This window comes from Streptomyces erythrochromogenes (assembly GCF_036170895.1).
Classification (GTDB): domain Bacteria; phylum Actinomycetota; class Actinomycetes; order Streptomycetales; family Streptomycetaceae; genus Streptomyces; species Streptomyces erythrochromogenes.
Genome location: NZ_CP108036.1, coordinates 3,004,670 through 3,020,532, shown reverse-complemented (window position 1 = coordinate 3,020,532; position 15,863 = coordinate 3,004,670). Strand labels below are relative to the sequence as shown.

The 15,863-nt window shown below is 72.2% G+C and carries 18 protein-coding genes; 8 read left to right on the top strand and 10 right to left on the bottom strand.

Annotation, left to right across the window (positions count from 1 at the left end; all coding sequences use genetic code 11):
- Nucleotides 1–211 precede the first annotated feature (211 nt).
- Nucleotides 212–1,177 (bottom strand): diacylglycerol/lipid kinase family protein, encoded by a 966-nt coding sequence (locus OHA91_RS13380; protein ID WP_031151628.1) that lies wholly within the window; start codon nucleotides 1,175–1,177, stop codon nucleotides 212–214.
- An 85-nt stretch (nucleotides 1,178–1,262) separates the two neighbouring features.
- Here OHA91_RS13380 and OHA91_RS13375 point away from each other — a divergent pair, with 85 nt between their 5' ends.
- A complete protein-coding gene (locus OHA91_RS13375) occupies nucleotides 1,263–1,709 on the top strand; it encodes a hypothetical protein (protein ID WP_037632507.1) in 447 nt (148 codons plus the stop codon).
- A 7-nt stretch (nucleotides 1,710–1,716) separates the two neighbouring features.
- On the opposite strand, the gene OHA91_RS13370 is transcribed toward OHA91_RS13375, so the two are convergent.
- From OHA91_RS13370 to OHA91_RS13360, 3 genes are all read right to left on the bottom strand, one after another.
- The gene (locus OHA91_RS13370) at nucleotides 1,717–2,727 is read right to left on the bottom strand and encodes an RNA polymerase sigma factor SigF (RefSeq protein WP_063835548.1); all 1,011 of its coding nucleotides are present in this window, start codon (nucleotides 2,725–2,727) and stop codon (nucleotides 1,717–1,719) included.
- A gap of 11 nt (nucleotides 2,728–2,738) precedes the next feature.
- The gene (locus OHA91_RS13365; protein WP_030012703.1) at nucleotides 2,739–3,152 is read right to left on the bottom strand and encodes an ATP-binding protein; all 414 of its coding nucleotides are present in this window, start codon (nucleotides 3,150–3,152) and stop codon (nucleotides 2,739–2,741) included.
- Nucleotides 3,153–3,364: 212 nt separating this feature from the next.
- On the bottom strand, nucleotides 3,365–3,625 hold the full coding sequence (locus OHA91_RS13360) for a UBP-type zinc finger domain-containing protein (RefSeq protein ID WP_031151631.1): 261 nt from the start codon (nucleotides 3,623–3,625) through the stop codon (nucleotides 3,365–3,367).
- 55 nt (nucleotides 3,626–3,680) lie between these two features.
- Between OHA91_RS13360 and OHA91_RS13355 the strand changes: the two genes are divergently transcribed.
- Entirely contained in the window at nucleotides 3,681–5,261 is a 1,581-nt protein-coding gene (locus OHA91_RS13355) for a Na+/H+ antiporter (RefSeq protein WP_031151632.1), read from the top strand.
- Nucleotides 5,262–5,317: 56 nt separating this feature from the next.
- On the opposite strand, the gene OHA91_RS13350 is transcribed toward OHA91_RS13355, so the two are convergent.
- From OHA91_RS13350 to OHA91_RS13335, 4 genes are all read right to left on the bottom strand, one after another.
- The gene (locus tag OHA91_RS13350) at nucleotides 5,318–6,211 is read right to left on the bottom strand and encodes a 1-aminocyclopropane-1-carboxylate deaminase/D-cysteine desulfhydrase (RefSeq protein ID WP_328739273.1); all 894 of its coding nucleotides are present in this window, start codon (nucleotides 6,209–6,211) and stop codon (nucleotides 5,318–5,320) included.
- 37 nt (nucleotides 6,212–6,248) lie between these two features.
- Nucleotides 6,249–6,839 carry an N-acetylmuramoyl-L-alanine amidase gene (locus OHA91_RS13345; protein WP_031151640.1) on the bottom strand — a complete coding sequence of 197 codons (591 nt, stop codon included), beginning with the start codon at nucleotides 6,837–6,839 and terminating at the stop codon, nucleotides 6,249–6,251.
- Between the two features lie 128 nt (nucleotides 6,840–6,967).
- Nucleotides 6,968–8,164: a globin domain-containing protein gene (locus tag OHA91_RS13340; RefSeq protein ID WP_328741132.1), complete on the bottom strand. Its 1,197-nt coding sequence runs from the start codon at nucleotides 8,162–8,164 to the stop codon at nucleotides 6,968–6,970.
- Nucleotides 8,165–8,321: 157 nt separating this feature from the next.
- A complete protein-coding gene (locus OHA91_RS13335; RefSeq protein WP_328739272.1) occupies nucleotides 8,322–8,777 on the bottom strand; it encodes an RrF2 family transcriptional regulator in 456 nt (151 codons plus the stop codon).
- A 235-nt stretch (nucleotides 8,778–9,012) separates the two neighbouring features.
- Here OHA91_RS13335 and OHA91_RS13330 point away from each other — a divergent pair, with 235 nt between their 5' ends.
- The 5 genes from OHA91_RS13330 to OHA91_RS13310 all read left to right on the top strand — a co-directional run bounded on the left by OHA91_RS13330 (nucleotide 9,013) and on the right by OHA91_RS13310 (nucleotide 13,117).
- The gene (locus OHA91_RS13330; RefSeq protein ID WP_031151643.1) at nucleotides 9,013–10,419 is read left to right on the top strand and encodes a family 2B encapsulin nanocompartment shell protein; all 1,407 of its coding nucleotides are present in this window, start codon (nucleotides 9,013–9,015) and stop codon (nucleotides 10,417–10,419) included.
- Nucleotides 10,416–11,468 (top strand): family 2 encapsulin nanocompartment cargo protein polyprenyl transferase, encoded by a 1,053-nt coding sequence (locus tag OHA91_RS13325; protein ID WP_381626282.1) that lies wholly within the window; start codon nucleotides 10,416–10,418, stop codon nucleotides 11,466–11,468. Before OHA91_RS13330 ends, OHA91_RS13325 begins: the two co-directional genes overlap by 4 nt.
- 126 nt (nucleotides 11,469–11,594) lie before the next feature.
- Nucleotides 11,595–12,188, top strand: coding sequence for a GNAT family N-acetyltransferase (locus OHA91_RS13320; RefSeq protein ID WP_031151645.1), 594 nt, complete (start codon nucleotides 11,595–11,597; stop codon nucleotides 12,186–12,188).
- A gap of 100 nt (nucleotides 12,189–12,288) precedes the next feature.
- The gene (locus OHA91_RS13315) at nucleotides 12,289–12,873 is read left to right on the top strand and encodes a dihydrofolate reductase family protein (protein WP_031151646.1); all 585 of its coding nucleotides are present in this window, start codon (nucleotides 12,289–12,291) and stop codon (nucleotides 12,871–12,873) included.
- Nucleotides 12,874–12,916: 43 nt separating this feature from the next.
- Nucleotides 12,917–13,117, top strand: a complete 201-nt coding sequence (locus OHA91_RS13310) for a hypothetical protein (RefSeq protein ID WP_031151647.1) — start codon at nucleotides 12,917–12,919, stop codon at nucleotides 13,115–13,117.
- 1 nt (nucleotide 13,118) lies between these two features.
- On the opposite strand, the gene snpA is transcribed toward OHA91_RS13310, so the two are convergent.
- The gene (gene snpA / locus OHA91_RS13305; protein WP_031151648.1) at nucleotides 13,119–13,787 is read right to left on the bottom strand and encodes a snapalysin; all 669 of its coding nucleotides are present in this window, start codon (nucleotides 13,785–13,787) and stop codon (nucleotides 13,119–13,121) included.
- A 210-nt stretch (nucleotides 13,788–13,997) separates the two neighbouring features.
- On the opposite strand from snpA, the gene OHA91_RS13300 reads away from it, so the two are divergent.
- Nucleotides 13,998–14,933: a LysR family transcriptional regulator gene (locus OHA91_RS13300; RefSeq protein WP_031151649.1), complete on the top strand. Its 936-nt coding sequence runs from the start codon at nucleotides 13,998–14,000 to the stop codon at nucleotides 14,931–14,933.
- On the opposite strand, the gene OHA91_RS13295 is transcribed toward OHA91_RS13300, so the two are convergent.
- Entirely contained in the window at nucleotides 14,852–15,769 is a 918-nt protein-coding gene (locus tag OHA91_RS13295; RefSeq protein ID WP_328741131.1) for a hypothetical protein, read from the bottom strand. The genes OHA91_RS13300 and OHA91_RS13295 overlap by 82 nt on opposite strands.
- Nucleotides 15,770–15,863 lie beyond the last annotated feature (94 nt).

Genomic DNA, 15,863 nt, shown 5'->3' with positions numbered 1-15,863 from the left:
AGATTCGTGGAGGGGTTCTGGCGGTCTGTGTGGGTGCCGGTTCTGCGGGCTGTCCCGATCGCCATGAAGAGATTCGCAAACCTCGGACGGGGATACAACCCCTTCCGGAAAGTTTTTTTTGATTCGTCGGTGTCTACTAGGTCACAGCCCTACATCGTGAGGGTGGACCGGCGTGTAAACGTTCGAGTGAAAGGCCTGCGGGCCCTTCTACTCACACAATCACACGCAGTGCACGGCGTACGCCTGTGAACCGAACGCTGGTGCGCAGTCCGAGGTGATCACCGTCCATCTGGAACGGGAGGGGAACCTTCGAATGCAAGGTGAAGTCGGTCAGATCGTGCAGAGACACCGCATGCTTGCCGTGCGGACCCCGCTCAGGAGTGGAGGTCAGGAGCTGTGTCGCGTACCGGGCGACGGCCGGAGTTGACAAACGGTTGAGCGCCAATACGTCAAGTGCGGTATCGAACGACGCCTCCGGAGAGGCGTAAAGCGGACGATTCCCCAGATACGTCCACGGCGAGGTGTTGCACACTATCGACAGCACCAGTCCCGTCACCGGATCGGCTCCAGGGCGCTCCAGCGTGACCGTCCCGTGTCGGCGGTTGGGCTCCTCCCAGAACTGGCGCATCAGCTGTCGTACATACAGGGCGTGCGTCGAACGCTTGCCGCGTTCCCGCTGCTGCTCGACCCGCCCCACGACACCCGCGTCGAACCCGAAGCCCGCGCAGAAGGTGAACCAGCGCGCCGGAACCGACTCGTCCTCCGTGCCGGGCGTGCCTGCCGCCAGACCCAGGCCGACCGTCCGCTCGCGCTCCTCGCGCAGCGCGTCCAGCAGCGCGCCCGTCGCCTCGACCGCGTCGTTCGGCAGCCCCAGGGCACGGGCGAACACATTGGTGGAGCCGCCGGGGACCACCGCCAGCCGGGGCAGCCGGTCCGGATCGGGCCCGTTGTGCAGGAGCCCGTTCACCACCTCGTTGACCGTGCCGTCGCCGCCCAGGGCGACCACCAGGTCCAGCCCCTCGTGCGCGGCCTTGCGCCCCAGGTCCCGGGCGTGCCCGCGGTACTCGGTGGTGACCGCCTCCAGCTTCATCTCGCTGGCCAGGGCATGGATCAGGACGTCGCGCGTGCGCGCACTGGTGGTCGTCGCTGCTGGGTTGGCCACGAGAAGTGCACGCATGAGCGCCAGACTACCCACCCCTTCACGAGCGGACCCTACTGCCCGTCCCCTCCGGCCTCCGCCGGGGCGCCGCTACCCTGCATGGGTGAGTAAGAAGCAGCCCGCGAAGGCCCCCGCCCCCACCGTCGAAGCGCCCACCGCGCTGCCCCGCCGGCTGACCGCCGCGGCCGCGCTCACGGCCCTGGAGGGGCTGGCCCTCGCCGGCCTCGGCGTGTACATGCTGTTCGTCGGCATCGCCGGAGACCCCGACTCCCCGCAGCAGGCCGAGACGGGCGGCATCACCCTGCTCGCGCTCGCCGCGCTGCCGCTGATCGCCGCGCGCGGACTGCGCCTGGGCCGCCGCTGGAGCCGCGGCCCGGCACTGATCACCCAGCTGATGGCGCTGCCGGTGGCCTGGACGCTCTACACCACCGGCGGTGCCATGACCGCCGCCGCCGCGGCCCTCGCGGTGGCCGCGGTGGCCGTCGTCGCACTCCTCGTGAACCCGACGGCGACCGAGGCCCTCGGCATCGGAGGGCCTTCCTCCTCCTGAGCCCCGCTCACTCCTCGACGAGGAGCTTCTCGCGGAGCTGGGCGAGGGTGCGGGCCAGCAGGCGGGAGACGTGCATCTGGGAGATGCCGACCTCCTGCGCGATCTGCGACTGCGTCATGTTGCCGAAGAACCGAAGCAGCAGGATCCGCTTCTCCCGCGGCGGCAGCCCCTCCAGCAGCGGCTTGAGGGACTCGCGGTACTCGACGCCCTCCAGGGCCTCGTCCTCCGCGCCCAGGGTGTCCGCGACTGCCGGCGACTCGTCGTCGGTGTCCGGGACGTCCAGGGAGAGCGTGCTGTAGGCATTGGCCGATTCCAGCCCCTCCAGCACCTCCTCCTCGGAGATGCCCAGCCGCTCGGCCAGCTCGTGCACCGTCGGCGAGCGCCCGTGCTGCTGGGACAGCTCGGCCGTGGCCGTCGTCAGCGAGAGCCGCAGCTCCTGCAGGCGCCGGGGCACCCGTACCGCCCAGCCCTTGTCACGGAAGTGGCGCTTGATCTCGCCGACCACCGTGGGCGTGGCGTACGTGGAGAACTCGACTCCGCGGTCCGGGTCGAACCGGTCCACCGACTTGATGAGGCCGATCGTCGCGACCTGGGTCAGGTCGTCCAGCGGCTCACCGCGGTTGCGGAAGCGCCGCGCCAGGTGCTCGACCAGGGGCAGGTGCATACGTACGAGCCGGTTGCGCAGCTCCGCCTTCTCCGGCGAGCCGTCGGGCAGCGCCCGCAGCTCGACGAACAGGCCCCGCGCGCTGCTGCGGTCGCGCGGATCGGGCAGCGGCGCAGGCGCCGAAGACACCGGGAACCCCGCCGCCGGGGCCGGCGCAGCGGCCTCCGGTGGCTGTACCGGCTGTGATTGGTCGTGCTGGTTCTCGCTCATAGGGCCCGCCCGTCGCTCCGCCGAGTCCAAAAAGCCGTCTTCCGCATCCGCGTCAGCCGGGTGCGGCCGGGCGTGCTGCTGCTCCGGGATGCCGCCGTCGACCTCGTGCCGTACCCGGGGCCGATCCCCGCCCCGCACCGGGATCTCCCCGCCGCTCACGCCGGGCCTGGCCCCGCGCCGCGTTGTTTGTAGAGGCTGATGCTCACCGTCCGGTTCTCCTCGACCGTGGCCTCGACCTTGCCGGCCAGCGCCGACAGGACCGTCCAGGCGAACGTGTCACGCTCCGGCGCGCGCCCGTCCGTGGTCGGTGCCGAGACGGTCACCTCCAGCGAATCGTCGATCAGCCGGAAGACGCAGCTGAGGACGGAGCCCGGCACGGCCTGCTGGAGCAGGATCGCGCAGGCCTCGTCCACCGCGATGCGGAGATCCTCGATTTCGTCGAGGGTGAAGTCCAAACGTGCCGCGAGGCCGGCCGTGGCCGTCCGCAGCACCGACAGGTAGGCACCCGCAGCGGGCAGCCGGACTTCCACGAAGTCCTGAGTCCCGGGCTCGCCTGCGATCTGGGACACCCTCACCTCCAAGGTGGTACGAGCTCTTTTCGCCGGTGACGCTACCGCGATCCGGGCGATCGTGTCGCGGCACCCCTCGTGACGCCCGCTGTGAGCACCGAGCACCTTGCCCTGCGGCCAGTGACTGATGGTAAGCCCATGGGTACGCACAGTGGCTAGAGGTCTGCGGGGGTCAAATCGGGGGAACCGGCGGAGGGTTGAACTACCCCGCCTCAGACGATCGAACCGTCCACGAAACACCATCGCCAGGTCTCGCCCGGCTCGAAGCTCCGCATGACCGGATGGCCGCTCTCGTCGTGGTGCGCCGTCGCGTGCCGGAACGGCGAGGAATCGCAGCACGCCACGTGCCCGCACCCCAGGCACATCCGCAGCTGCACCGGGTGGCTGCCGACCGCCAGACATTCGGCGCAGGTCTGTGCAGACGGGACCGGCTCGGGGCGCGGCAGTTCGGCAACGTGGGTGCACTCGCTCATGATGGCCAGCGTACGGCCAGGGTGCGGGCGCGCGACGACGGAGGACGGATCTTCGATGGACGTATTGCAGCTGGTGGCGCTCGTCGCGGGCAGCGCGGCCGTGGCGGGACTCGCCCGCCGCACACCGGTGCCCGCGCCCCTGCTGCTGGTCGCCGCCGGTCTGGCCGCCTCGTACGTCCCGGGCGTGCCGGACTACACCCTCGACCCGCACATCGTGCTGCCGCTGCTGCTCCCGCCGCTGCTGTACACGGCCGCGGTGGACAGCTCGTACCTGGACCTGCGCGCCAACATCCGGCCGATCGCGATGCTGTCGGTCGGCTACGTGCTCTTCGCGACGGTCGTCGTCGGGTACGCGGCGTACCTGCTGGTGCCCGGGCTGTCCCTGCCGGTGGCGCTGGTGCTGGGCGCGGTGATCGCGCCGCCCGACGCCGTCGCCGCCACGGCGATCGCCCGCAAGCTGCGGCTGCCGAACCGGCTGACGACCATCCTGCAGGGTGAGTCCCTGGTCAACGACGCCACCGCGATCACCGCGTACAAGGTGGCGCTGGCGGCGGCCGTCGGGGTGAGCGCCGGCTGGGCGGGCGGCATCGCGGAGTTCCTGCTGGCCTCGGTGGGCGGGGTCGGCGTCGGCCTGCTGCTGATGGTGCCGATCCACCAGCTGCGCAAACGGATGAAGGAACCCCTGCTCCAGAACACCCTCTCGCTGCTGATCCCCTTCGTGGCGTACGCGGCGGCCGAGCGGGTGCACGCGTCCGGTGTGCTCGCGGTGGTCGTGGTCGCGCTGTACCTCGGGCACCGCAACTGGCAGGTCGACTTCGCCACCCGGCTCCAGGAGGAGGCGGTGTGGAAGATGGTCGCCTTCATCCTGGAGTCGGTCGTCTTCGCGCTGATCGGCCTCCAGCTGGCGGTGGTCCTCACCGGGCTGGGGGAGTACCAGGGCATGGACGCGGCCTGGTACGCGGTCGCCGTCTTCCTCGTGGTGGTGGTGGCCCGCTTCGTGTGGGTGTTCCCGGCGACCTTCGTGCCGCGCGGGCTGTCGAGGCGTATCCGGGAACGGGAGCCGGACACCGACTGGAAGTCCCCGGTGATCGTGGGCTGGGCCGGGATGCGGGGTGTGGTGTCGCTGGCCATCGCCTTCTCCGTGCCGATCTCGGTGCCGCACCGGAACCTGATCCTCTTCCTGACCTTCACGACGGTCATCGGGACGCTGGTGGTGCAGGGGCTGACGCTGCCGCCGCTGATCAGGGCGCTGAAGCTGCCGCCCAAGGACGTGCAGGCCGAGACGCTGGCGGAGGCGCAGGCGCAGAGCGAGGCCTCGCGGGCGGCGGAGGAGCGGCTGGCGGAACTGCTGGAGGAGCCGGAGAACTCCACGCTGCCGCCGCCGCTGGCGGACCGGCTGCGGACGGTGCTGGAACGGCGTCGCAACGCCGTGTGGGAACGGCTGGGCGAGGTCAATCCGCTGACGGGGGAGTCGGCGGACGACATCTACCGGCGGCTCGCGGGGGAGATGATCGAGGCGGAGCGGGAGGTCTTCGTCGCGCTGCGGGACGGCCGGCGGATCGACGACGAGATGCTGCGGGTGCTGTTGCGCAGGCTGGACCTGGAGGAGGCGGCGGCATACCGCGAGTCGACGTAGCCCCTGCGGGGTGCCCGGCCGGGGTGCCGCGCGGACACCGCCCCCGGCGGCTCCGGCTACGGGCGGCCGGTGATGATCGCGGTGACGGTCGTGCCGGGTGGGAAGGCGTCGGCCTGGGTGAGGGTGGTCAGGGCCCAGAGGAGTTTGGCGACGTAGATCCGTTCCACCGGGAAGCCGTGGCGGGAGGCGAAGTCGGCGGCGAAGGACTCCAGCGCGGCCGGGACACGGGCGTACCCGCCGTGGTGGAAGTCCTCGGCCAGGGACCAGTCGCCGACCGGGCCGCCGTACGCCTCGGCCTGGAGGGAACGTATCTCCGCGGACAGGAAGCCGCCGGCCAGGACGGGCACGCCCAGTGCCCGCTGCCCGGGGGCGAGGCCCGCGGCCAGGCCCGCCAGGGTGCCGCCGGTGCCGCAGGCCACCGCCGCCACATCGGTGAGGCCGCGGAGCTCGCGGCCCAGCTCGGCGCAGCCCGCGAGGGCGAGGGCGTTGCTGCCGCCCTCCGGGACGACGTACGCCCCGCTCGCGCCCGCCTCGTCCAGCAGCGGGGCCAGTGCCTGCGGGTCGGCCTTGGCGCGGTAGCGCGAGCGGCAGACGAAGTGCAGGCGCATGCCGTCCGCCGCGCACCGGGCGAGGGAGTCGTTCAGGGGCCGGCCGGCCAGCTCGTCGCCGCGCACGATGCCGACCGTCCCGAGGCCCAGCAGCCGCCCGGCGGCCGCGGTGGCCCGCAGGTGGTTCGAGTACGCGCCGCCGAAGGTGACGAGCCGGTCGTGCCCCGCCTCCAGGGCCGCGCGCAGGTTCGGGGCGAGCTTGCGCCACTTGTTGCCGGGCAGCTCGGGATGGACGAGGTCGTCCCGCTTCAACAGCAGCCGCACGCCGTGCGCGGCGAACCGCTCGTCCACCGCCTCGACGAGCGGGGACGGCGGCCGCGGCTGCAGTTCGGGGTGGTCCACCAGGCCATTGTCCCCGGACAGGGCCTGGTGGGAGCGGTCACTTCAGGCGTTCGGCGATGCGGTCGCGGAGGGAGTCCATCGTGAAGCCGCGGGGGTCGACCTTGCCCGGTTGCCATTCGCGGTGGCCGATGACCGAGCGGGCCGTCCAGCGGTGGACCCGGCACAGGGCCGCCGCCGCGCGGGCGATGGCGTCGATCTGCGCCGGGGGCCACGGGTCCTCGCCGTCGCCGAGGTTCACGCACTCGAAGCCGTAGAAGTGGCGGTTGCCGTCGGTGGTCGCCTCGTTGTCCGGGGGGAGCCGCCGTTCGGCGATCACCGCCGCCAGGACGTCGGGGTCGCCCAGGCCGGCGTGGTTGGCGCGGCCGTAGCCGACCAGGTGGACGCGGCCGTCCTTGCCGATCACCCCGTGGCAGAGCGGTCCCGGGAGGGCGTTGTGGCCGTCCCGGCAGAGCTCCACGGAGTACGCGGTGCCGCGCGTGACGGTGTGGTGGATCATCACCCCGTGCAGCGGGCCCCACGGCCCCTTGTGGTTGCGGTTGTGGGTGCGCCAGGCGCCGACCTCGACGACGGTCAGGCCTTCGTTCCTCAGTGCGTTGATGAACCGGTCCGCGGACATGGGTGCGGCCATGGCCGCCTCCCTTCGTGCGGTGCGCGATGGACACCCCATGTGTCCGAATCGTCACTCTCCGGTTTAGTGGAGGCGGCCCTTCCGCGGCTAGTGTTTTCGTACGGCGAGCGAGCGGATCCGGACAGGCGTCACGCGGAGGCGAGCCACAGGTCCGGGCCGAACACCTCGTAGTGGATGTCGGCGGCCGGCACGCCCTTGGCGATCAGCTGCTCGCGCACGGACCGCATGAAGGGGAGCGGCCCGCACAGGTACGCCCGGGTGCCCGGGGCGACGGGTACGTCCGACAGGTCCATCAGGCCCGTGCCGTCGCCCGGCTCCGCCTCCTCCTCGTACCAGAACCGGGCCGAGGCGTCGGCCAGCTTGTGGGTCAGGGCCCGGTGGTCGGCCCGCAGCGGGTGGTCCGCGGGGGAGCGGTCGGCGTGCAGCACCGTCACCGGCGCCGTGTATGCGGTCTCGGCCAGGTGCTCCAGCATCGAGAGCATCGGCGTGCAGCCGATGCCCGCCGAGGCGAGCAGGACCGGGGCTCCGGAGTCCTGCAGGACCAGGTCGCCGTACGGGGCCGAGACCCGCAGGGTGTGGCCCGGGTGGACGCGGGCGTGCAGGTGGTTGGAGACCTCGCCGTCGGGGCCCGCGGCGGCCGGGCCGTGGACCCGCTTGACGGTGATCGCGCGGACCGCGGAGCCGGGCGGGCCGGACAGGCTGTACTGGCGGATCTGCCGGGCTCCGTCGGGCAGTTCGACCTGGACGGAGACGTACTGGCCGGGCAGGTGCGCGGGCGCGGGGGCGCCGTCGGCGGGGGCGATGCGGAAGGTGGCGCAGTCGGCCGTCTCCTCCGAGCGGCCGGTGACGGTCCACTCGCGCCACACGTCGCCGGCGGCGATCCGGTGGCCGGCGTAGAGGCGCTCCTCGATGGCCGCGAGGGCGTTCGCCATCAGCCAGTAGACCTCGTCCCAGGCCTGGGCGACGTCGGGCGTGACGGCCTCGCCGAGGATCTCGGCGATCGCCTCGAAGAGGTGCCGGTGGACGACCGCGTACTGCTCGCGGGTGACGCCGAGGCTGGCGTGCTTGTGCGCGATGCGGCCGAGCATCACGTCGGGGCGGGTGTCCGGGTGCGCGACGAGGTGGGTCGCGAAGGCGGCGATGGAGCCGGCGAGCGCCTGCTTCTGGAGGCCCGCGTTCTGGTTGCCCCGGTTGAAGAGGTCGCGGAGCAGCTCCGGGTGGGCCGCGAAGAGCTTCGCGTAGAAGAGCTCCGTTATGTCGCCGATGGCCGCTCCGACGGCGGGCAGGGTGGCTCGGACGGTCGCGGTCGACTTCTCGGACAGCATGGGGAACTCCTCGCGTGGTGGAACCATTAATTGGCATCTTAGATGCGTATTTTTGATCGCAGAGGCCCGTCGCGGTGCGGACTTCTGTTCGAACTCCCGTCGGGTGGAGGCTATGGGGTCCGGCGGGCGGTGGTAACCGGCCATTCGGCCCTGGTGGTCAGGGCCCTTCGGCCCCTGTGGGCGCCCTGCTCGAAATGCCGAGGAGGAGCGGGCCCGTCGGCGCGGCCACCAGGTCGTTCACCGTCAGCGGGTCCAGTTCGGCGAAGAACGCCTCCTGGGCCCGGCGCAGTGCGCCGCGCAGTACGCAGGCGCCGCGCAGCGGGCAGGGGGTGGTGCCCTCGCAGTCGACGACGTCGCCGGCGCCCTCCAGCTCGCGCACCACCGCGCCCACGGAGGCGCCCCGTCCGGTCGAGGTCAGGGTGAGCCCCCCGCCGCGCCCGCGCCGCGCCTCGACCAGGCCGAGATGCTGCAGCCTGGCGACCACTTTGGCGGTGTGGGTGTACGGGACCTCCATCGTCGCCGCCACGTCGCGCGTGGTCGGGAGGTCCGTCTCCTCGACGGCCAGGCGCATCAGCGTGCGCAGCGCCAGGTCGGTGAATCGGGTCAGCCGCATGGGATCACCGTAGAAAATTCGCATCCCAGATACAAATTAAAGCTCGTCCGGGGTCGCGGCTTGGCCGAAACCGATGGGGTGTGAAGGACTCCCGCGGCCTGCGGCGAGGAGTTCGATCCGAGAGAGTGCCCCGCCCCCGGCGGAGTAGTCCCACCCTTTTGTGTAATGGTCCCACCACGTTGCGTGCTGAAAGGCTGCCTCCTGCAGACCCATGGAGTGATCGAAAGGGAAAGACATGTCGGTCCAGGCAGGTTCCGAGTCCGAGGCCCAGACACCGCAGCGCAGTCTGGGGACGGCGGCCGCAAGGAACTTGGCAACCACGACCAAGTCCGCGCCGCAGATGCAGGAGATCACTTCGCGGTGGCTGCTGAAGGCGCTGCCGTGGGTGTCGGTCCAGGGTGGCACCTACCGGGTGAACCGGCGGCTGAGCTACTCGGTCGGCAACGGCGTCGTGGAGTTCGTCAAGACCGGGACCCAGGTCCAGGTGATCCCGGCCGAGCTCGGCGAACTCCCGCTCCTGCGCGACTACGAGGACCTCGACGTCCTCGGCGAACTCGCCCAGCGGTGCCGGCAGGTCGACTTCGAGGCCGGCCAGGAGCTCACCTCCTTCGGCAGCCCCTCCGACGAGGTCTTCCTGCTCGCGCACGGCCGCATCGACCAGATCGGCCCGGGCCCCTACGGGGACGACGCCGTCCTGCGGACCGTGGCCGACGGCGCCTACTTCGGCGAGGACGCCCTCGTCGATGAAGAATCGATTTGGGAGTACACCGCCCGCGCCGCCACCCCCGGCACCGCACTCACCCTGTCCCGGCAGGACTTCCAACTGCTGGCCGACCGGGTCCCCTCGCTGCGCGAGCACCTGGACCGCGTACGCGCCATGCCCGCCCAGCGCACCAACAAGTACGGCGAGGCGGAGATCGACCTCTCGGCCGGCCACCAGGGCGAGGCCGTCCTGCCCGGCACCTTCGTGGACTACGAGGCCCGCCCGCGCGAGTACGAGCTCTCCATCGCCCAGACGGTCCTGCGCGTGCACACCCGCGTCGCCGACCTCTACAACCAGCCGATGAACCAGACCGAGCAGCAGTTGCGGCTCACGGTCGAGGCGCTGCGCGAGCGCCAGGAGCACGAGATGCTCAACAACCGCGACTTCGGCCTGCTCCACAACGCCGACTACGACCAGCGCATCCAGCCGCACGACGGCGGCCCCACCCCCGACGACATGGACCAGCTGCTCAGCATGCGGCGCGGCTCCAAGCTCTTCCTGGCGCACCCCAAGGCGATCGCCGCCTTCGGCCGCGAGTGCAACAAGCGCGGGATCCACCCGGAGACGGTCGACGTCGACGGCACCCGGGTGACCACCTGGCGCGGAGTGCCGATCTTCCCGAGCAACAAGATCCCGATCAGCGACGCCCGCACCACCTCCATCCTGTGCATGCGCACCGGTGAGGACGAGCAGGGCGTGATCGGCCTGCACCAGCCGGGCATCCCGGACGAGATCGAGCCGAGCCTGTCGGTCCGCTTCATGGGGATCAGCGAGCAGGCGATCATCTCCTACCTGGTCACCGCGTACTTCTCCGCGGCGGTGCTGGTGCCGGACGCGCTCGGCGTGCTGGAGAACGTCGAGATCGGCCGTTGGCGCTGAGCGCGGTGAACGCGATCGCGACCGGCGAGGGCCAGGAGGCCGCGGCCCTCCTGGAACGAACGAGAGAAACGGTCAACCCGGAACTGCGCCGCACCGTCGAGAGCCTGCCGGGCGGGATGCGGCGCGTGGCCATGTACCACTTCGGCTGGGAGCACGCGGACGGCACCCCGGCCGAGGGCAGCCCCGGCAAGGCCATCCGGCCCGCCCTGGTGCTCGCCGCCGCCCAGGCCCTGCTGGGCCAGGACGGCGGCCCGGTCGACCACGCCGTACCGGCCGCGGTCGCGGTGGAGCTGGCGCACAACTTCACGCTGCTCCACGACGACGTCATCGACAAGGACGTCCGCCGGCGCGGCCGGGCCACCGCCTGGACGGTCTTCGGGACGCCGGACGCGATCATCACGGGCGACGCCATGATGGCGCTCGCGCAGCGACTGCTCGCGGACGATCCGCACCCCGCCGCCGCGGCGGCCTCGTCCCGGCTCTCGGCCTGCATCATCGAGCTGTGCGCGGGCCAGCAGGCCGACTGCGCCTTCGAGCAGCGTCCGGACGTCTCGCTCGACGAGTGCCTGACCATGGCGACGGCCAAGACCGGGGCGCTGCTGGGCTGCGCGTGCGCGCTGGGCGCGCTGTACGCGGGAGCCGGACCGGACGAGGTCGACGCCATGGACGCCTTCGGCCGGGAGGCGGGCCTGGCCTTCCAGCTGATCGACGACCTGATCGGCATCTGGGGGGACCCGGGGCACACCGGCAAGTCCGCCGGGGCCGACCTGATCGCCCGCAAGAAGTCCCTGCCGGTCGTGGCCGCCCTCACCTCGGGCACCGCGGCGGGCCGGGAACTTGCCGACCTGTACGCGGGTCCCATGACCGGGGACGACGTGCTCCGGGCGGCCGACGCGGTGGAGCGGGCCGGCGGGCGCGACTGGGCCCAGGCCCAGGCCGCGGACCGGATGGGCCGCGCGGTCCAACAGCTGTCCCGGGCCGTTCCGGACCTCGGGGCGGCGGGCGGGCTGCTGGCGCTGGCGGAGTTCGTGACGCGCCGTACGCGGTGATCGCAGGCGGGAAACGGGGGGAGGCCCGTTCCGGCACCGCAGGGTGCCGGAACGGGCCTTACCGCATTGACGTGCCAACTCTAGGATCGCTGACGGTTGTTGACCGTTGAGCGAAGGGTGTGACCAGTGGCGCTGGAGATACGTCAGGCGGATCAGTCGGACCGGGACGCGGTGGCGCGGCTGCTCGACGAGGCCTTCCGCACCGACCCGGTGAGCAGCTGGGTCTTCCCGGACCCGGAGCACCGGGCCGCCGTGCACGGGAGGTTCCTGGGCGTCTTCGTGGACGTCGCGCTGGCCGAGGGCCGGATCGACTACGCGGTGGACGGCTCGGCGGCGGCGCTGTGGCTGCGGATTCCGGCGGGTGAGCCGGAGGGCGAGGACGAGGTCCCGGCGAAGATGCGGGCCGTGGCCGATCCGGACAACGAGCGGTGCGAGCTGGTGGGGCGGCTGACGGGCGCGGTGCACCCGACGTCCGAGGAGCACGAGTACCTGCTGATGATCGCGGTCGCCCCGGGCCGGCAGGGAGAGGGGCTGGGTACCGAGCTGATGCGGCCGGTACTGGAGCGCTGCGACCGCGAGGGCGTGCCGGCGTACCTGGAGGCGAGCAGCGAGCGCAGCAAGGGGCTGTACGAGCGGCTCGGCTGGGAGTTCACCGGCGAGGCGGTGCGCCTGCCGGACGGGCCGCTGATGTGGCCGATGTGGCGCAAGCCCCGGGGGTGACGGCTGCCGGCGGATGCGGGAGCTTGCGTAACCACTTCACCTGAAGTACTTTACTCGGCGTGCCCCGGTGCGGCGGCACTGTCCGACGAAAGAGAATCGCTTGCGCAAGCTCACGTACTTCATCGCCACCACCGTCGACGGGTTCATCGGTGCCCCGGACGGCGACGGCGATTTCTTCTACGGCCACCTCGATGCCGAGTTCGTCGAGCACCTCAAGGCCGAGTACCCGGAGACCATCGCCGCCCAGGGGCGCGCACAGCTCGGGATCGCCGACACCCCGCCGAAGCGCTTCGACGCGGTCCTCATGGGGCGCGCCACCTACGAGCCGGGCCTCAAGGCGGGCATGGCCAGCCCCTACGGCCACCTGCCCGAGCAGTACGTCGTCTCGCGCTCCCTCACCACCTCGCCCGACCCGCAGGTGCAGCTGATCAGCGGCGACGTGGCGGCCCGGGTCCGTGAGCTCAAGGCCCGGGACGGGCTCGGCATCTGGCTCTGCGGCGGCGCGGACCTGGCCACCCAGCTGATCGACGAGATCGACGAGTTCGTCGTGAAGACCTACCCCGTCTTCGCGGGCACCGGCATGCCGATGACGCGCGCCGGCTTCGGGGTGCGGCCCCTGGAGCTCACCGGGGTCACCACCCTCGGCGGCGGCCAGATCGTCAGCACCTACGTCCGCAAGGGCTGACCCGCGGACCGCGGACATGCGGAAACCGGCCTACCGTGGAGGTATGGCCGGTGAACAGCAGCACGCGCACGAGACCGTGGCCCCGCAGGCCGGGCACGAACAGCAGACGTGCCCGGCGTGCGGGCTCCGCGTCGACACGGTGGTCAGGCGGCGCAAGTCACTCGGGGTCTTCATCCCGGTGTGGAGCCGGGGTCCCTGCCGGAACCCCGACTGCACGGACTACCGGGAGCACGAGGGGCGGTGACTCAGCCCGCGGAGGCGAGTTCCTTCGTGCCCAGGCCGGAGGCGAAGCCGTTGGCCCAGAGCTGGTTGACGCGCGTCCGCTCGGCGGAGTTCGGGGTGGCGTTCTGGCACGAGGTGCCCGGGCCGCCGCCCGACATCAGCTCGCTGCACGGGCCCGAGTAGTGGTCCGGCAGACCCAGCACGTGGCCGGTCTCGTGCGAGGTCACCCGGGTGGAGTTGTACTGCTGGTTCTGCCGGTAGTCGAGGAAGATGTAGCCCCGGCCGTGCCCGTCCGTGCTCGCGTACGAGCCGCGCGAGTCGTTGCCCTCGCGGTATGAGAAGTTCCCGCCGGAGGACACCTCCTGCAGCTTCACGTTGCTGACCGAGCTGTTCCAGATGCGGGTGGAGTTGGCTATCTGGGTACGGAAGCTCGGCGCGTTGCGGGTGTTGTAGGTGACGGTGACGGCGAGGGCGCCCGGGTTCGCGGCACGCTGCTCGGCGACCGAGCGCTGCACGGCCTCGAAGAAGGCGCGGTTGGCGGCCTCGTTCTCCGGCGAGCGCTCGTACGCCGCGAAGCTCGCGGCATTGCCGACGGGGGCGGGCGCGGCGGCGGCGGTGGGGACGGCGCCGAGGGTGGCGGCGAGACCGATGCCGACGGCGGTCGCCAGCAGGGCCTTACGGGAGTGGCGCATGTGGGGGAGCTCCTACTCGTCCGGTGCGGTGGGGGGTGGGTCGTTCGGTACCGGAGTCTGCGGGAGCGGAACGGGCCGGCGGATGATGTCACTGGCCGATAGCGCCGTCCTATCGGGAAGATTTCGACAGCCCAACTAGCATGAGAATGGCGGGATTCGGGGGGCTATCGGTGGCTGGTGCGGTCCACGGGCCCGGCCTACCCTCGGGGCATGGAGCTTGAGGTCAGGCACCTGCGCGCGCTGTGCGCCATCGCCGACGCCGGCAGCCTGCACAAGGCCGCCCGGCAACTCGGCGTGAGCCAGCCCTCGTTGACGACCCAGTTGCGCCGTATCGAACGGGCCCTGGACGGCGAGCTGTTCCTGCGCGAGCGGACCGGCTGCCGGCCCACTCCTTTCGGCCGCACCGTGCTGGGCCGGGCCCGGCCGCTTCTCGCCGACATGGCCGCGCTGGTGGCGGAGGCCCGGGCGCAGGCCCACGGCCCGCGGCTGCGCATCGGCTCGACGGCCAGCCGGGCGCTCCCGGGATGGCTGCGGCGCCTCCACCGGCGGCTGCCGGACACCGAGACCTCCCTCCTGGTGGACGTCTCGGCGAACGCGCTGCTCAGGATGGTCGCCGCCGGGCAGCTGGACGTGGCGTTCGTGCACGAGGTGGAGGGCAGCCCGCTGCGGGTGCCCGAGGGGCTCCAGACGCACGTGCTGATGGAGCGGGAGCCGCAGTTCGTCTCGATGCCGAGGGACCATCCCGCCGCGAGACAGGAGATCGTCTCCTTACGGGACCTGGCCGCGGACCGCTGGGCGGTGGATCCGTCGGTCGACGGTGAATGGGACGGCCTGCGCAGGGTCTTCGCCGGGGCCGGGCTCGACCCGCCGGTACTGCACACCGATTACCACACGGCGACCTCGCTGATCATCTCCGGCGAGGCGGTCGCACCCTGCCAGCCGACCTCCGGGCCGCGCGAGGACATGGCGATCCGGCCGCTGTGCGGGGACCCCCTGGCCGTGCGGCTGCTCCTGGCGACCCGTCCGGGCGCACATGCCGAGGTCTACGAGGACCTCCGCGCGGCCTACCGCGAGGCGGCCCTGCGCACGCCCCCGTACCGGGCGTGGCTGCACCACCACGCGAGCCCTCTGCTGGAGGCCGCCTGACCCGGCCCCCGGCGAGCCCCGGCAGGCTGACTCCGGGCGCGCGCCCGGTCGTAGGCCAGCGAGAGGGCGCCCTGGGCCAGTAGGAAGGCGCCCGCCGCGGCCCACGCCGGGCTCCGGCGCCGGGCCGCCCACGCCAGGAGCGGAGCCCCCGCGGCGACCTGGGCCGCACCCAGCCGCCGGGCCCTCGGACCGCGGACCCACGGGCCCAGCGGGCCCCCCTCCACCACGTCGAGCCGGGCCCGCAGGGCGTCGCGCCGGCCCGACCACTCCAGCGCCTCGACGCCCGGCGCCATCCGGGCCGCGCCCCGCAGTCGGTCGGCCGGTTCGCCCGGCGTCAGGCCGGGCGGCAGGGTCAGCCCGGCGCGGGTCAGCAGCGCGGTCAGCCCGCGCAGCCGGGCCGGGCCGTCCACGCCCGGCGCGGAGTCGGGGCGGGTGAGCCGCTCCAGCTCCTCCAGGTCGAGTACGGGATCCAGCCCGAGCCGCGCCGCCAGGGTCCGCATCGCGTCGGGATCGCCGGACGGCCGCCCGGCGGCGTCCCACTCCTGGGAAACGGTCCGCCGGAAGCCGCCGGCCAGCGAGAACCCGGCTCTGCCGCCCTCCCACCACAGGCCCAGCACCGGCCAGTCGGTGCCGACGGCGATCGTCGAACCCCAGCCGGAGAACGCCTCGGCCGCGCCCTCCTCGCCCGCCAGCCACGGCTTGTCCTCGGGAACGAGCACCGTCCACGCGCCGGCCGGGGCGAGCAGCAGGCGCAGGCGCAGCAGGTGCGCGGGGGAGCGTGCGGCGAGCGGTTCGGCGCGGCAGAGGAGCAGCCCGCCGGTCGGGGGCCCGGAAATTGACATGCTCACACACTAAGGCAAATCACCCCCAAATGGCGGATTGCGACACGATGCTTGACTTCACCCAACCGCGATATATCGTGTTCTCAGA

Excerpts from the sequence above, each read along its gene's own strand:
- OHA91_RS13330 (WP_031151643.1), top strand. The coding sequence starts at position 9,013 with ATGTCGGTCCAGGCAGGTTCCGAGTCCGAGGCCCAGACACCGCAGCGC.
- OHA91_RS13345 (WP_031151640.1), bottom strand. The coding sequence starts at position 6,839 with ATGGCCGCACCCATGTCCGCGGACCGGTTCATCAACGCACTGAGGAAC.
- OHA91_RS13300 (WP_031151649.1), top strand. The coding sequence starts at position 13,998 with ATGGAGCTTGAGGTCAGGCACCTGCGCGCGCTGTGCGCCATCGCCGAC.
- OHA91_RS13360 (WP_031151631.1), bottom strand. The coding sequence starts at position 3,625 with ATGAGCGAGTGCACCCACGTTGCCGAACTGCCGCGCCCCGAGCCGGTC.
- OHA91_RS13310 (WP_031151647.1), top strand. The coding sequence starts at position 12,917 with ATGGCCGGTGAACAGCAGCACGCGCACGAGACCGTGGCCCCGCAGGCC.
- snpA (WP_031151648.1), bottom strand. The coding sequence starts at position 13,787 with ATGCGCCACTCCCGTAAGGCCCTGCTGGCGACCGCCGTCGGCATCGGT.
- OHA91_RS13335 (WP_328739272.1), bottom strand. The coding sequence starts at position 8,777 with ATGCGGCTGACCCGATTCACCGACCTGGCGCTGCGCACGCTGATGCGC.
- OHA91_RS13340 (WP_328741132.1), bottom strand. The coding sequence starts at position 8,164 with ATGCTGTCCGAGAAGTCGACCGCGACCGTCCGAGCCACCCTGCCCGCC.
- OHA91_RS13380 (WP_031151628.1), bottom strand. The coding sequence starts at position 1,177 with ATGCGTGCACTTCTCGTGGCCAACCCAGCAGCGACGACCACCAGTGCG.
- OHA91_RS13355 (WP_031151632.1), top strand. The coding sequence starts at position 3,681 with ATGGACGTATTGCAGCTGGTGGCGCTCGTCGCGGGCAGCGCGGCCGTG.